Source organism: Humibacter antri (assembly GCF_054777235.1).
The window spans coordinates 45,412-59,749 of sequence record NZ_BAAHAW010000005.1 but is presented as its reverse complement, the minus strand read 5'-3'; the positions used below and the strand labels follow the sequence as shown (position 1 = coordinate 59,749).

Here is a 14,338-nt window from a genome sequence, read left to right as displayed (position 1 = left end):
GGGGCCGGCGCCTTCTTCCTTTCGCGGACTACGTCACGCGGTCTTGAAGGTGAACGCCCGCACGATCTGGATGATGCCCAGCACGACGAGCGAGATGCCCAGCAGCCACCAGAGCACGACGGCTCCCCACAGTGGGGAGAACAGCAGGATGATGCCGGCGATGATGCTCAGGATCGCGAAGAACAGCGACCATCCCCGAGACGTGGAGGTTCCCAGCGCGGTGAGCGCGACGATCCCCTCGACGATCCACATGATGCCGACCAGGATGCCGAGGAAGATCGCGAGCCACACGGCGGTGTGCGAGAGCTGTGTGAACGCGATGATGCCGGCAATGATGAACACGATGCCAAGGATGATGTGGCCGACTCGCGCCCAACCGCCCATCGTCTTGGAGAAGATCCCGAGCCCGGCATAGACCAGCCCGCCGATGATCGCGTATGCGGCGATCACTGCAGTCAGTGCGACGGCGGCGTGGCCCGGCCAAACCAGGATGATGATGCCGACGATGAGCGCGACGAGGCCGCCGACTCCGAACGCCGTGCGGATGCCGTTCACCGCGGTTTTCGCGGCGGGACTTTCAGCGGACATGGACACTACCTCTCCTGTGAGAAAGCTGTGAGCTTTTCCGCGAGCCTAGCCGCGGGTGTCGCCGATTCGTGGTTCATTCGCGGCAAATCACCCGAATCGTGTCACGGTGCGCAAGCACGGACTCCTCGGGGAACGGTCACGCGTGAGACCCGGATCAGCACGAGGAAGCACAGTGAGCGCCGGGTCGTCGATCGGCTGGGCGCAATCGACGCTGGCCACCCCTCCGCTCGATCAAATTGTTGACCGATAATGCACATTATGTCAGTTTGACTCTTGTCGTCAGTCTCCCCTGCCCGACCATTCCTCGCACCAGGATCGACCAAGTTATCCCCAGATCGCGTTCTCACGCTCCAAGGCTCGACCGCAAGCAAACACGATGGGAGGCATGTCAACCAGCACGACACCCATCGTCAAGCTCTCATCCACAGCGGACCTGCTCGCATTACTACCAGTCCTCGCCGGTATGCCTGTGCGCAACAGCCTCGTCATTGCACCGTTCGCGGGAAAGCAGACGTCGCGAGCACTGCGCATCGGCACCGGGCCGTCGCCCTCCCCGACCGACGCGCGAACGCTCGCATCGGCCGCGCTCGGAACACTCTCGAAACTCGACGACTGCGATGGCGTATCGGTCGCGGTCTACCGAGATGAGTCATTCCGCGAGGTCGGCCCGCTATGGTACGACTGCTTCGGCATCATCCTCGAACGACTGCGCCAGTCCGGGTACCCCATCAACGATGCCGCCATCGTCACCGGTGACGGTTGGCTGCCGTACTTCGAAGGCGACCTCGCAACTCCCCGCCCACTGTCGGAGATCGAAGCGCAGACGAAACAGATCCCGTTCGAGGCACAAGCCGACGCGGCACTCACTACGCCTGAGACCGACGCGGAACTCGCTCAGCGGGTCGGCGCCATCCTGCTCGATCGACACATCGACCAGTCTGAGCGTGACGCGTTCGGGCGGCTGCGACCGGCCACGCAACATGATCCGGTGGACTTCCTCGAGAGCGCGCTCGAAGACGACCCGGGCACAGTATCCGCACTGACGTTGGCGCGGCTCATCGCTCAGATCGACTCCGAGGGTGCCGTCGACCGGACGGTGCTGCAGATCGCGTTCGGCCGTGCAACGGGCGCCCTGTCCTGGTCCGGCACACTTGCGGTGCGTGAAGCCGCAGCCAACGCCGGCTGCGAACCCAACGACATTTTGATGGAACAGTCTGAGCGCGGAGCCCGGAGTCCGCGGAGCCGGCGACTGGCAGACCTCCTGACGGGACAGACGCGGGACACTCCATCACCCGATCGGTTGCGCGCCGGTGCCGTCCTGCTCGGGCGCGCGATCGCACACGGGCCCCTTCCTGACAGGGCGTGGTCGATGTGCGCTCTGGCGTGGGTGCAGTGGGCGCTGGGCTTCTCGAGCGCGGCACACGAAACGATCGTCTCGACACGGCGCCTCGCTCCGAACAACTCGCTTGCGCCCATCTATCACACCGTGTTCGAGCACATGAGGCCCGAATGGATCTTCACGACCGCCGTGCCGAATCGGACCACCCGCCGTCGAACGAGCAAGAATCCCAGATGATCGTCCGCGCCCTCACCGCGACGTGCCCGAAATCACCATCAAGCCGGATCACGTCCCGCAGCGGCCACACACATGCCTCCTCGGCGCCATCGGATCAACCAGGCAGGAACGTACCGACCGCAGCCGCGCGCGCGACGGCTGTCGCCCTCACGTCAGCGTGCAGCACGGCCGCGCGATCGTGCAGGTCAGCTGGTCATGATCGACCGGGTGGCACTCGTCGACCGCCGTCCCAACCGCCGGTCGGGCATGCGCCGGGAGCGACATTCATACGACTTGCACACCGACCTGCCCAGCGTCTTCGGTGATCGGAGCGAGCGCTACCCGCTCTTTCCGTCAGAACCGCTTCCGGCGGAGAATCCCGATTCGACGAGTGCAGCCAGTCGGTCGACGGCGTCCTTTCCCTTCGCATCCTCCGCCGCGATCTCTACCGTCGCGCCCTTCGTCAACCCCAGGGACAGGATGCTCAGGAGGCTGCGGGCATCCTTGCCGTTCACCGTCACCCTCTGCCCTAAGCGGGCTGCGAGCTTGACGAACTCCGCCGCCGGACGCGCATGCAGACCGTCCGGATTGATCAGCGTGGCTGTGCGAACGTACCCGCGGATCGCAGGAACGGTGCCGGTCGGGGGTATCGATGCGGCCGCCGCTTGCGCGACATCTCGCAGCCCCTCCCCCGTCTGCGACGACACAGCAGCGGCCACGGCCCCCTCGACGAGCGGGCCCTGCGCGACGACCGTACGCGCGGCCCAATCCGGTCCGAGAAGATCGATCGCCGCCTCCGCGCTCAGCACAGCGGAACCCAGATCCGACAACACGACGACGCCGGCGCCCCTGTCGGCATCGCGGATGGCCGTCATCACGCGCTCGACATCCGTTCCAAGGCGTCCGTCCGCCGTGCCCCCCGCGGCGATCACAGTCACGTCGGGTCCCATTTCAGCGGCCAGGTCGACCACGCCGCGCGCGATCAGATCGCTGTGCGAGACGATGACCATTCCCACCAGCGGGTTGGCCTGCATGACGCTCATGACGCCGCTTCCGCCGCGGCCGTCAGGATGATCGCACTCGACACCGCGCCCGGGTCGCGGTGACCGACGGCCCGCTCTCCCAGATAACTCGCTCGTCCCTTGTGCGGGAGCAGCTCGTCAGTGGATGCCGCGCCCTCCGCGGCGCCCATCGCCGCCGCCGCCAGAACGCCGCGTGCATCATCTCCTGCGGCTTCGGCGTCACGTGCCGACCGGGCGGCTGCAGCCCAGGCATCCGCCATCGTCTTGTCACCGGGTGACGCGTGACCGCGCTCCTCGATTCCGGCCAGTGCCGCTTCGATCAGCTGCACGACATCGGATGCACTCAACTGGGCGCGACCGGAGACCGCTTCGGACGCGCGAAGGAGCGCGGTCCCGTACAACGGCCCGGCCGCTCCCCCGACCGACGAGATGAGTTTCATCGCAGCCGCGCGCAGAACGTCCGACGGAGCGGCGTCGTCCACGAGGTCGCCCAGGGACGTGCGAACGGCAACGAACCCCCGGTTCATGTTCTCGCCATGGTCGCCGTCGCCGATCGCCCGGTCCAGTTCATTCAGCTCACTCGCCCGATCGCCGATCGCGTCCGCTGCACGCGCCAACCACCTCATCGCCCATGCGGTGTCCAGCGTCATGCCGCCATCACCCGTTCCCATCTGCAAGACTCGCCCGCCCTTCGTACATAGACAATCTTGTTCACCGTGCGCTCACATTCCCCAGCTCAACGCGGCGGTTCGCACCGGCGCGTCCCAGAGCTCGAGAAGGTCATCGTCCACCGTGAGCAGAGTCACCGAGAACCCTGCCATGTCGAGCGACGTCACATACGAGCCGACCAGCGACCGCGCGATCCGCACGCCAGCGGCGTCCAGGCTCTCCGCGACCCGCCGATACACGAGGTGGAGCTCCGCGACCGGGGTCGCCCCCATCCCGTTGACGAGCACGATCACTCGCTCCCCCGGTGCTCTGGGCAGATCGTCAAGAACGGCATCCAGTACACGGTCGGCCAGCTCATCGGCCGAGGTCATCGGCAGGCGCACGCGACCGCGCTCTCCGTGGATGCCGATGCCGAATTCGATCTCGTCGGCACCGAGTTCGAAACTCTGCTTGCCCGAGTGCGGAACGGTCGGCGCCCCGATCGCCACGCCCATGGACCGCACGGATGCCACCAGTCGCCTCGCCAGCACCTCGAGCGCGTCGATGCCATGGCCGCGTTCGGCGGCCGCGCCGACGATCTTCTCGATCAGCACGGTGCCGGCCACGCCGCGCCGCCCCGCCGTGAACTCCGAGTCCTGCACCGCCACATCGTCATCGATCACAACGGTGCGTACGCAGATGCCTTCCGCCGACGCGAACTCCGCCGCGGTCTCGAAGTTGAGCACATCCCCGGTGTAATTCTTCACGAGGTAGAGAACGCCGCCGCCCTGATCCACCACCCGCGTCGCGGCCAGGATGGGGTCGGGAGTGGGCGAAGTGAACACCTCGCCAGGCACGGCGGCATCCAGCATCCCTCGACCGACGAAGCCGATGTGGAGCGGCTCGTGGCCGCTGCCGCCACCCGAGACGATTCCGACCTTGCCGGGGACGAGCTGCGACCGCACGACAAACGCCGGTGCCGCGTTCAGTCGTATGAGGTCTTCGTGAGCACGGGCGAAGCCGGCCAACGACTCTGCCACGAACGACCGAGGGTCGTTCACCAGCTTCTTCATGCTCGGCCTCCGCGGTCGGCAGACGTCGCTATCGCGACGCGGCGATCCATTCTTCGAGCTTCGCGGCAGCGGCCCCCGAGTCGATCGCATTCGCCGCGACGCGCATCTTCTCCGCGAACCGCCCGAGGATGCCGCGCTGCCCGCTGGCCGGATCGGTCGCCAATTCGAACGAGACGAGGCCCGCAGCGGCGTTGAGAAGCACGATGTCGCGAACCGGCCCTCGCTCCCCCGCCAAGACTGCGCGCACCACTTCGGCGTTGTGGGCGGCGTCCCCGCCCTTCAGGTCGTCGATGCGGGCTCGCGGGATGCCCAGCTCCCGCGGGTCGATGTCGTGCTCTGTCACAAGGCCGCGCGAGATCTCCCACACATGGCTGTGGCCGGTCGTGGAGAGCTCGTCGAGGCCGTCGTCGCCACGGAACACCAGGGCGGTCGCCCCACGGGTCTGGAAGACGCCGACGATGAGCGGAACCCGATCCAGTTGTGCCACGCCGACAGCGGACGCCTCCGGGCGAGCCGGGTTGATCAGCGGGCCGAGGATATTGAAGACGGTCGGGATGCCCAGCTCACGACGCACGGCTGCTGCGTTCCCATACCCGGGATGGAAGAGCGATGCGAAGGCGAAAGTGATGCCCGCACGTTCGAACACTTCGGCCACGCGATCGGCGGGCAGCGCCAGGTCCAGCCCGAGCGCGGACAGCACGTCCGAGGAGCCCGATTGCGAACTCGCCGCCCGATTGCCGTGCTTGATCACCGGAACCCCGGCCCCCGCAGCCACGATCGAAGCCGTCGTGGAGACGTTCACGGTGCCGTAACGATCGCCTCCCGTTCCGACGATGTCGAGCGCCATCGGATCCAGCGGCAGCGGCACCGCGTGCTCCAGGATCGCGTCGCGGAACCCGACGATCTCGTCGACGGTCTCTCCCTTGGTGCGCAACGCGACCAGGAATCCGGCGAGTTGAGCATCCGTCGCCTCGCCCGTCATGACCTGTTCCATCGCCCAGGCCGCGTCGGCCACGCTGAGGTGTTCACCCTCGAGCACGGTCGAGATGATCGTCGGCCAGGTCCGGGTTTCCGCCATATAGGCGATATTAGAGGATCGCAATCCGCTCCATTCGGCGGACGATTGCGAAAACCGGTCCTCGAAATCGGCCATAATGGGACACGTGACGAGCACCTCGATTTCTCCATCGGTTACGGCGCCGACGATCAACCGCCCCAACGTGGTAGCCGTCGGGACCATCGTCTGGCTGGGCAGCGAGGTGATGTTCTTCGCCGGCCTGTTCGCGATCTACTTCACGCTGCGCTCGACGTCGCCGCAGCTGTGGGCCGCCGAGACGCCTCACCTCAACGTTCCGTACGCACTGACGAACACGCTCATCCTGGTCGCCAGCTCGTTCACCTGCCAGTTCGGAGTCTTCGCCGCAGAGCGATTCCAGGCCCGCGCCACCGGCCCTAGCCCGCGCCAGTGGGGCATGGCCGAGTGGTTCACGCTCAGTTACGCCCTGGGGGCCATCTTCGTCGCCGGCCAGGTCGTCGAGTACGCCGGCCTCATCGGCGAGGGCGTCTCGATCAACGCGAATGCCTACGGTTCGGTGTTCTACCTCACCACGGGCTTCCACGCCCTGCACGTCACCGGCGGCCTCATCGCGATGCTCTTCGTGATCGGCCGCGCGTTCTCGGTGCGGAGGTTCGGAGACAAGGAGGCGACGAGTTCCATCGTCGTCTCGTACTACTGGCACTTCGTCGACGTCGTCTGGATCGGGCTCTTCCTGGTCATCTACGTCCTCAAATAGAGATCAGGAGCAGGGCACCTCAATGCGGGAGACAACGCACAAGACGGCTCGCAATCGCAAGGGCGCACGCCGGCATCCGCTGGCCACCGTCGCACTCATCGCGATCGGGCTGGGTCTGACGGGTGGCGCCTACGCCGCGTTCAACGCGACGGGCTCGAGCGCCGATGCCACGGCATCCAGCCAGAGCGATATCGGCGCGGGCAAGCGGCTGTTCCAGGCCAACTGCGCCAGCTGCCATGGCCTCGAAGCCCAGGGCACTGCCGATGCTCCAAGCCTCATCGGCGTCGGCGCAGCCGCCGTCGACTTCCAGGTGGGCACCGGCCGCATGCCCATGGCCATGCAGGGGCCGCAGGCCGAGGAGAAGCCGCCGCAGTTCGGTCAGCATGAGATCGACCAGCTCGCCGCGTATGTGGCTTCTCTTGCTCCCGGGCCAGGCATCCCCGGTTCGGACGTCACAGATCCGAATGGCGACGCTGCAAAGGGTGCGCAGCTGTTCCGCGTGAACTGCGCGATGTGCCACAACGTTGCGGGTGCCGGCGGCGCGCTCACCGAGGGCAAGTACGCGCCCCCGCTGCGTGGCGTCACTCCGACGCACATCTACGAGGCGATGGTGACCGGCCCGCAGAACATGCCGGTGTTCAACAACCGGAACATCACCCCCGAGGGCAAGAAAGACATCATCACCTATCTGAACTTCATCCAGAACAACCCCTCCCCCGGTGGTTTCGAACTCGGATCGCTCGGCCCCGTCGCCGAGGGCCTGTTCATCTGGATCTTCGGCCTCGGTTCGATCGTCGCTCTGACGGTCTGGATCACAGCGAAGTCGAACTGATGCGCCCGCGGTTCGCAGACGAGCGCAAGAAGGAGAGCAATGGCACAGGACGATAACGGCGGCACGGAGATCACGCCCGCCGCCTCGTCAGCCGTCGACCACCGTCCCGGCGACCCGGGTACGGCTGTCATCGTGCAGGACGCCGTGGAGAATCCAGGCTTCCCGCCGCACCGCGCGAGGATCACCGACAAGGACCCGCGTAAGCAGCGTCGCGCCGAGCGCACGATCTACACGCTCTTCTACGTGTCTATCGTGGGAAGCATCTGGGCGGTCGCCGCCTACATCGCGTTCCCGATCGAGTCCGGCAAGATCTCCGACGTGCGCGTCAGCACCCTCGCCATGGGCCTCGGTATGGCGCTCGCACTCCTCGCGATCGGCTTCGGGGCGGTCCACTGGGCGAAGGCCCTCATGGTCGACAAAGAGGGCATCGATCTTCGTCACCCGACGCACGGCTCGGTGGAGACGCGCGAACGAGCGGTCGAGATCTTCAAAGAGGCCGACGCTGAGTCCGGCTTCGGTCGCCGCACCTTGATCCGCAACTCTCTGATCGGTGCACTGGTCGCATTCCCGCTTCCGGCCATCGTGCTGTTCCGCGGCCTCGGACCGCTGAACGAAGACCCGGTGAAGCTTCTGTCCCACACAATGTGGAAGAAGGGGATGCGGCTTACACGCGATCCCTCGGGCACGCCGATCAAGGCGTCCGATGTCACCATCGGCTCGGTGTTCCACGTCATGCCCGAGGGGATCGACGACAAACCGGATCCCCTCGACGAGAAGGCGAAGGCCGCGGTGCTGCTGATGCGCCTCGACCCGAAAGACCTTCACCCGACGCACGGCCGCGCGAGCTGGGCGTATGACGGCATCGTCGCCTACTCCAAGATCTGCACCCACGTCGGATGCCCGGTGGCACTGTACGAGCAGCAGACGCACCACCTGCTCTGCCCATGTCACCAGTCGCAGTTCGACATCACCCATGAGGCACGCGTCATCTTCGGCCCGGCAAGCCGTCCGTTGCCTCAGCTGCCGATCGAAGTGGATGCCGACGGTTACCTCGTCGCACAGAGTGATTTCCACGAGCCCGTCGGCCCGAGTTTCTGGGAGCGTCCTTGACCACCACGACCGCCGCTGAAACCACGGCCCCCAAGCGCAGCTTCACCGCATCCGCGTCGAACTACATCGACGAACGAACCGGCATGTCGGCCGTCGTCAAAGAGTTCGGCCGCAAGATCTTCCCGGACCACTGGTCTTTCCTGCTCGGCGAGGTGGCGCTCTACAGCTTCGTCGTCATCCTGATCACGGGAACCTTCCTCACGTTCTTCTTCCAGGCGTCGCAGGCAGACGTGATCTATCACGGCTCCTGGGTGCCGCTGAAGGGCATCCAGATGTCCGCGGCCATGAACTCCACGCTGAACATCTCGTTCGACGTTCGTGGCGGCCTCCTCGTGCGCCAGATCCATCACTGGGCTGCGCTCCTGTTCGTGGCCTCCATCGGCCTGCACATGCTGCGCATCTTCTTCACCGGTGCGTTCCGCAAGCCGCGTGAACTGAACTGGGTGATCGGCTTCACCCTTTTCGTTCTGGCCATGGCGGAGGGCTTCACGGGGTATTCGCTCCCCGACGATCTGCTCTCCGGTAACGGTCTGCGCATCATCTCGGGTCTCATTCAGGGCATCCCAGTAGTCGGCACCTGGCTGAACTTCCTCATCTTCGGCGGAGAGTTCCCCGGCACGTCGATCGTCGGGCGCCTGTACACATTGCACATCCTGCTGCTGCCCGCTTTGGTCGTGGCGTTCATCGCGCTGCACCTCGTGTTCATCGTGGTGCACAAGCACACCCAGTACGCCGGGCCCGGACGCACGCAGCAGAACGTGGCGGGTTACCCGATCCTCCCTGTGTACGCAGCGAAGGCCGGCGGGTTCTTCTTCATCGTGTTCGGTGTGCTCGCCCTGATGGCATCCCTTTTCACGATCAACCCGATCTGGCTATACGGTCCGTACGACCCCTCGCCGATCTCGGCGGGTACTCAACCGGACTGGTACATCGGCTTCGCGGACGGCATGCTGCGCCTGATGCCATCGCACTGGGAGTTCGTCTGGCTGAATCACACTTGGTCGATGAATGTGTTCATCCCAGTGGTCATTCTGGTGGTATTCCTCGTGCTCGTCGCGATCTACCCGTTCGTGGAGGCGTGGGTCACCGGTGACAAGCGTGAGCACCACATCCTCGACCGGCCTCGCAACCAGGCCACGCGCACCGCGATCGGCGCCGCCGGTGTCACGTTCTACGCCGTGATGTGGGCTGCAGCGAGTTCCGACATCATCGCCACGCACTTCAAGCTGACGATGGAGGGTGTCATCTACTCGCTTCAGATCACGCTGATCATCGGACCGATAGTCGCCTATTTCGTCACGAAGCGCATCTGCATCGCCTTGCAGAAGAAGGACCGTTCCGTCGCGTTGCACGGCTACGAGTCGGGCCGCATCGTCAAGCTCCCGGGCGGCGAGTTCATCGAGGTGCACCAGCCGCTCGACGAATACGAACGGTGGCGCCTGATCAGCTACGACACGTACCAGCCGCTCATGCTGCGCCCGAACTCCCGTGGCAAGATCACAGCCGGCGCCCGGCTGCGTGCCGGGATGACGCGCTGGTTCTTCGAGGATCGCCTCGAGCCGGTCACGAAGAACGAGCTCGAGTCCGGGCACGGACACCACTGACGCGGTAACGAACCACCCTCGATCGGGCACCGATGTCACTCACGACGCTGTCGGAGTGGCTTCGGTGCCCGATCTGTCTCAATGGGCTCTCCCCGCTACCGCCTCTCGTCCTGGGCTGCGAGAACGGCCATCGCTTCGACGTGAACAAGCGCGGGTACGTCAGCATGCTGGTCTCCCAGCCGCGCATCGCCGGCGACACCCCGCAGATGCTCGAAGCACGCGCCGACCTATTGGGAAGCGGCGCATACGACCCCGTCGCCCGGGTCGTCGCCGAGCACGTGCTGCGCCCGGGCCCGCGGAGACTGCTCGACGCCGGCAGCGGCACTGGGCATTACGCGGCGAGAATCCTCGCACACGCGCCCACCCAGGTGAACGTCCTCGCCACAGACATCTCCTCCGTCGCCGTGCAGCGGTCGGTGAAGCACCTCGGCCGGGAACACGCGGACGGCCTCGTCGCCGACACCTGGCGGCCGCTGCCGATCCGGGATCGTGCCGCAGACGCGATCATCAACGTTTTCGCTCCACGCAACGCCGGCGAGTTCCGGCGCATCCTCGCACATGACGGATGCCTGGTCATCGCGACACCTCGGCAGGACCATCTGATCGAGCTGCGTCGCGCCATACCGATGCTCGACGTCCCCGCAGACAAGGCTCAGCGCGTCACAGAAGAGTTCGCCGAGCACTTCATTCCTGAGCAACTCACACCCGCACGGTACACGCTCGCCGTCTCGCGGGAGATGGCCGTAGCCCTACGCACGATGGGACCCTCCGGTCACCACAATGCCGAACAGCCGTCCTCCGGTCTACCGCACGAGGTCACAGTGGCCGTCGACGTGCTGCGTTTCCGTCCGCGCCCGTCCTGAGACAACAACGCGCCGACGCAAAGAAGCGGCCTCCAAGAGGCCGAAATGGCAACTCCTGAAGGCCGCTCTCTGCAAACGTCGCGGCGCGGGATCAGCGGGCGAAGTAGCCCCGGTAGTACTCATACACCCAGCCGACAAGGCTGACAGCGGCGAGTGCGCCACCGATCGGAACGATCCACCAACCGACGGCGATACCTAGTGCACCGATCGCCGCCGAGAGACCGAGCATGAACGGCCACCAGCTCCACGGGCTGAAGTGCCCCAACTCAGGGTCGCCGTCGTCGATGTTCGCATCGAGTCTGTCTTCGGGAAGCTCAACGCCGTTCTGCGTGGCGTGCGTTCGCATGAGGAAGAACGCGATGAAGACGCCCAGGATCCCGGTCAGGGTCAGAGCCACCGTACCGACCGGCTCGAGCTCATGGTGCGGGTAGTAGAACCAAGACCACACCGTATAGACGATCGCCATCAAGAAGAAGAACGCGGCGATGATCCAGAAGACCGTTGCACTGGTACGCATGTCAGCTCACCTTCCCATCAGACGCATCGAGCACGGCCGTGTCTGGAGCGCCCGCTCCGACCCCGATCGGCAGACCCACTTCCGGGTGGTTGAGATCGAACGCGGGTGACTCGCTGCGGATGCGCGGTATCGAGGTGAAGTTGTGGCGCGGCGGCGGGCAGCTGGTCGCCCACTCCAACGAACGGCCGTATCCCCACGGGTCGTTCACAGTCACCTTCGCACCCGAACGCGCCGTGATGTACACGTTCAGGAAGAACGGGATCATCGAGATCGCCAAGATACCGGCACCGATCGTCGACACCTGGTTCATCCAAGTGAAACCGTCCTGCGGCAGATAGCTGTAGTACCGACGAGGCATGCCGATCACGCCCAGCCAGTGCTGGATCAGGAACGTGGTGTGGAAACCGATGAACAGCAGCCAGAAGTGCCACTTCCCGAGCCGGTCGTTGAGCATCTTTCCTGTCCACTTCGGCCACCAGAAGTAGAAGCCGGAGAACATGGCGAACACCACGGTCCCGAACACCACGTAGTGGAAGTGCGCCACCACGAAATACGAGTCCGAGACGTGGAAGTCCAGCGGCGGCGATGCCAGGATCACCCCGGTGAGACCGCCGAACGTGAACGTGACGAGGAAGCCGATCGCCCACAGCATCGGGGACTCGAACGTCAGCGACCCACGGAACATCGTTCCGACCCAGTTGAAGATCTTCACCCCGGTCGGCACTGCGATGAACATCGTCATCAGGGAGAAGAACGGCAGCAGCACCATACCTGTGACATACATGTGGTGCGCCCACACGCTCACCGACAGAGCGGCGATCGAGATCGTGGCATACACCAGGGTCTTGTACCCGAAGACCGGTTTTCGACTGAAGACAGGGAACACCTCTGTCACGATCCCGAAGAACGGCAACGCGATGATGTACACCTCTGGATGACCGAAGAACCAGAACAAGTGCTCCCACAGAATCGCGCCGCCGTTGGCGGCATCGAAGATGTGCGCGCCCAGAACACGATCCGCAGCAGCGGCGAGGAGAGCGGCCGCCAGTACCGGGAACGCCATCAGAACCAGGATCGAGGTGACCATCGCATTCCAGGTGAAGATCGGCATTCGGAACATCGTCATCCCCGGAGCACGCAACGTGATCACCGTCGTGATGAAGTTCACCGCACCGAGAATCGTGCCGAAGCCGGATATCGCCAGCCCCATGAACCACATATTCCCGCCCAACCCCGGCGAGAACGTCGAAGACGCGAGTGGTTGGTACGCGAACCAACCGAACGACGCAGCACCCTGCGGCGTCAAGAATCCACCCACGGCGATCAACGAACCGAAGTTGTAGAGCCAGTACGCCAACGCGTTCAGCCGCGGGAACGCCACATCAGGCGCACCGATCTGCAATGGCATGATCACATTCGTGAACCCTGCGAACAGCGGCGTCGCGAACATCAGCAACATGATCGTGCCGTGCATCGTGAACAACTGGTTGTACTGCTCACGCGTCTGCACCACCTGCAGACCAGGCTCGAACAACTGAGCCCGCATGATCAAGGCCATCACGCCGCCGATGCAGAAGTACACGAACGACGTGATCAAGTACATGTACCCGATCGTCTTGTGATCGGTCGACGTGATCCAACTGACCAGGATGTTGCCCTTGCGATGGATCTTCGTCCCACCGAGAACCTGAACGGACGGCGCGGTCGCAGCCGGAGCCGGTGCTGTAGTCGTACTCATTACTCGCCGATGCCTTAGTCGTTATTCTTCGGGGCGCCCGTTCCGGGCTGGTTCAGGTTGCGGTCGTCGTTGGAGCCGAGACTGCCGGTGTAACCGCGGTCCTTCAGATCCTGAATGTGCTGCAGGTATTCGGACTCCGAGACCACCTTGACTTGGAAGAGCATCGCCGAGTGGTACTCGCCGCAGAGTTCGGCGCACTTGCCCTGGTACGTGCCCTCACGGGTCGGCTCGAAGTACATGTAGTTCGTATGGCCTGGCATGACGTCCTTCTTGTAAAGGAACGCCGGTACCCAGAACGAGTGGATGACGTCACGCGAGTTGAGCTTGATCGTGATCTTCTTGTCGACGGGCAGATAGAGCGTCGGGAGCTTGGCCTCGACGACCGAGCCGGCGGGAACGTCGGCCTTGTCGTTCGGCTGCGCTTGGATGCCCGGGTCATAGACGTCGTTGGACAGGTAGTTGAAGTCCCACGACCACTGCTTGGCGTAGACCTGGATGGTCAGGTCGGGATGGGCGTATGGCTTCTCGATGGCGTCCTGGTCGCGGGTGGTGAAAGCGAAGAAGCCGAGGATCAGGACGAGCGGCACGACGGTGTAGAAGATCTCGATGGGCATGTTGTAGCGCAGCTGCACGGGAAGGCCGGTCTGGCCCTTGCGACGGCGGTACACGATGACGCACCAGATGATCAGGCCCCACACGATGAGTCCGACCAGGAGCAGCACGATCCACGAGGTGACCCACAGGCCGGAGACGCGCTCCGTGTGGTTGGTGACCGGGGTCTTGCCGTTGAAACCGGGTAGGAATCCGTTCAACTGGGACTGCGTGCAGCCGGCCAAGACCAGCGCGACAATTGCTGCGATCGGAACTGCAGCCCATCGGAAACGGCGATTGTGACGCACCGGTGACCTTTCAAGTGATTCGTGGGCGCAGCGGCATTCGCTGCTGCGATGACCATTGCCTAGCCTATCGCCATCGCGGAGGGCTTCGCGTGCCGA

At 64.6% G+C, this 14,338-nt stretch carries 14 protein-coding genes; 6 read left to right on the top strand and 8 right to left on the bottom strand.

Features of this window, described 5'->3' with window-relative positions; translation table 11 throughout:
• Positions 1–33 precede the first annotated feature (33 nt).
• Positions 34–588, bottom strand: coding sequence for an HdeD family acid-resistance protein (locus ACYVDK_RS03115; protein ID WP_460517808.1), 555 nt, complete (start codon positions 586–588; stop codon positions 34–36).
• 385 nt (positions 589–973) lie between these two features.
• Between ACYVDK_RS03115 and ACYVDK_RS03110 the strand changes: the two genes are divergently transcribed.
• Positions 974–2,164 (top strand): hypothetical protein, encoded by a 1,191-nt coding sequence (locus ACYVDK_RS03110; RefSeq protein WP_460517806.1) that lies wholly within the window; start codon positions 974–976, stop codon positions 2,162–2,164.
• Positions 2,165–2,481: 317 nt separating this feature from the next.
• Here ACYVDK_RS03110 and dhaM read toward each other — a convergent pair whose 3' ends face one another.
• From dhaM to trpD, 4 genes are read right to left on the bottom strand one after another with little or no spacing between them, the layout of a single operon-like run.
• A complete protein-coding gene (gene dhaM / locus ACYVDK_RS03105; protein ID WP_460517804.1) occupies positions 2,482–3,186 on the bottom strand; it encodes a dihydroxyacetone kinase phosphoryl donor subunit DhaM in 705 nt (234 codons plus the stop codon).
• Positions 3,183–3,836, bottom strand: a complete 654-nt coding sequence (gene dhaL / locus ACYVDK_RS03100) for a dihydroxyacetone kinase subunit DhaL (RefSeq protein WP_460517802.1) — start codon at positions 3,834–3,836, stop codon at positions 3,183–3,185. The genes dhaM and dhaL overlap by 4 nt, the downstream gene beginning before the upstream one ends.
• Before the next feature lie 51 nt (positions 3,837–3,887).
• Positions 3,888–4,886 (bottom strand): dihydroxyacetone kinase subunit DhaK, encoded by a 999-nt coding sequence (dhaK, locus tag ACYVDK_RS03095; RefSeq protein ID WP_460517800.1) that lies wholly within the window; start codon positions 4,884–4,886, stop codon positions 3,888–3,890.
• Between the two features lie 28 nt (positions 4,887–4,914).
• On the bottom strand, positions 4,915–5,964 hold the full coding sequence (gene trpD, locus ACYVDK_RS03090; protein WP_460517798.1) for an anthranilate phosphoribosyltransferase: 1,050 nt from the start codon (positions 5,962–5,964) through the stop codon (positions 4,915–4,917).
• 76 nt (positions 5,965–6,040) lie between these two features.
• Here trpD and ctaE point away from each other — a divergent pair, with 76 nt between their 5' ends.
• From ctaE to ACYVDK_RS03065, 5 genes are read left to right on the top strand one after another with little or no spacing between them, the layout of a single operon-like run.
• A complete protein-coding gene (gene ctaE / locus ACYVDK_RS03085; RefSeq protein WP_460517796.1) occupies positions 6,041–6,679 on the top strand; it encodes a cytochrome c oxidase subunit 3 in 639 nt (212 codons plus the stop codon).
• A gap of 22 nt (positions 6,680–6,701) precedes the next feature.
• Positions 6,702–7,511, top strand: a complete 810-nt coding sequence (qcrC, locus tag ACYVDK_RS03080) for a cytochrome bc1 complex diheme cytochrome c subunit (protein WP_460517793.1) — start codon at positions 6,702–6,704, stop codon at positions 7,509–7,511.
• Between the two features lie 39 nt (positions 7,512–7,550).
• The gene (gene qcrA / locus ACYVDK_RS03075; RefSeq protein WP_460517790.1) at positions 7,551–8,621 is read left to right on the top strand and encodes a ubiquinol-cytochrome c reductase iron-sulfur subunit; all 1,071 of its coding nucleotides are present in this window, start codon (positions 7,551–7,553) and stop codon (positions 8,619–8,621) included.
• On the top strand, positions 8,618–10,225 hold the full coding sequence (gene qcrB, locus ACYVDK_RS03070) for a cytochrome b (protein ID WP_460517788.1): 1,608 nt from the start codon (positions 8,618–8,620) through the stop codon (positions 10,223–10,225). The genes qcrA and qcrB overlap by 4 nt, the downstream gene beginning before the upstream one ends.
• Before the next feature lie 32 nt (positions 10,226–10,257).
• Entirely contained in the window at positions 10,258–11,088 is an 831-nt protein-coding gene (locus ACYVDK_RS03065) for a class I SAM-dependent methyltransferase (RefSeq protein WP_460517786.1), read from the top strand.
• Positions 11,089–11,179: 91 nt separating this feature from the next.
• Here ACYVDK_RS03065 and ACYVDK_RS03060 read toward each other — a convergent pair whose 3' ends face one another.
• The 3 genes from ACYVDK_RS03060 to ctaC are packed head-to-tail and all read right to left on the bottom strand — an operon-like array spanning position 11,180 to position 14,242.
• Entirely contained in the window at positions 11,180–11,605 is a 426-nt protein-coding gene (locus ACYVDK_RS03060; protein WP_460517783.1) for a cytochrome c oxidase subunit 4, read from the bottom strand.
• A gap of 1 nt (position 11,606) precedes the next feature.
• Positions 11,607–13,343 carry a cytochrome c oxidase subunit I gene (gene ctaD, locus ACYVDK_RS03055; RefSeq protein WP_460517781.1) on the bottom strand — a complete coding sequence of 579 codons (1,737 nt, stop codon included), beginning with the start codon at positions 13,341–13,343 and terminating at the stop codon, positions 11,607–11,609.
• Between the two features lie 14 nt (positions 13,344–13,357).
• A complete protein-coding gene (ctaC, locus tag ACYVDK_RS03050) occupies positions 13,358–14,242 on the bottom strand; it encodes a cytochrome c oxidase subunit II (protein WP_460517779.1) in 885 nt (294 codons plus the stop codon).
• Between the last annotated feature and the right edge of the window lie 96 nt (positions 14,243–14,338).

Bases quoted from the DNA above. Each gene is read 5' to 3' on its own strand.
- qcrA (WP_460517790.1), top strand. From the start codon at position 7,551: ATGGCACAGGACGATAACGGCGGCACGGAGATCACGCCCGCCGCCTCG.
- ACYVDK_RS03115 (WP_460517808.1), bottom strand. From the start codon at position 588: ATGTCCGCTGAAAGTCCCGCCGCGAAAACCGCGGTGAACGGCATCCGC.
- dhaL (WP_460517802.1), bottom strand. From the start codon at position 3,836: ATGGGAACGGGTGATGGCGGCATGACGCTGGACACCGCATGGGCGATG.
- dhaM (WP_460517804.1), bottom strand. From the start codon at position 3,186: ATGAGCGTCATGCAGGCCAACCCGCTGGTGGGAATGGTCATCGTCTCG.
- ACYVDK_RS03065 (WP_460517786.1), top strand. From the start codon at position 10,258: ATGTCACTCACGACGCTGTCGGAGTGGCTTCGGTGCCCGATCTGTCTC.
- ctaD (WP_460517781.1), bottom strand. From the start codon at position 13,343: ATGAGTACGACTACAGCACCGGCTCCGGCTGCGACCGCGCCGTCCGTT.
- ACYVDK_RS03110 (WP_460517806.1), top strand. From the start codon at position 974: ATGTCAACCAGCACGACACCCATCGTCAAGCTCTCATCCACAGCGGAC.
- trpD (WP_460517798.1), bottom strand. From the start codon at position 5,964: ATGGCGGAAACCCGGACCTGGCCGACGATCATCTCGACCGTGCTCGAG.
- ACYVDK_RS03060 (WP_460517783.1), bottom strand. From the start codon at position 11,605: ATGCGTACCAGTGCAACGGTCTTCTGGATCATCGCCGCGTTCTTCTTC.
- ctaE (WP_460517796.1), top strand. From the start codon at position 6,041: ATGGGACACGTGACGAGCACCTCGATTTCTCCATCGGTTACGGCGCCG.
- qcrC (WP_460517793.1), top strand. From the start codon at position 6,702: ATGCGGGAGACAACGCACAAGACGGCTCGCAATCGCAAGGGCGCACGC.
- dhaK (WP_460517800.1), bottom strand. From the start codon at position 4,886: ATGAAGAAGCTGGTGAACGACCCTCGGTCGTTCGTGGCAGAGTCGTTG.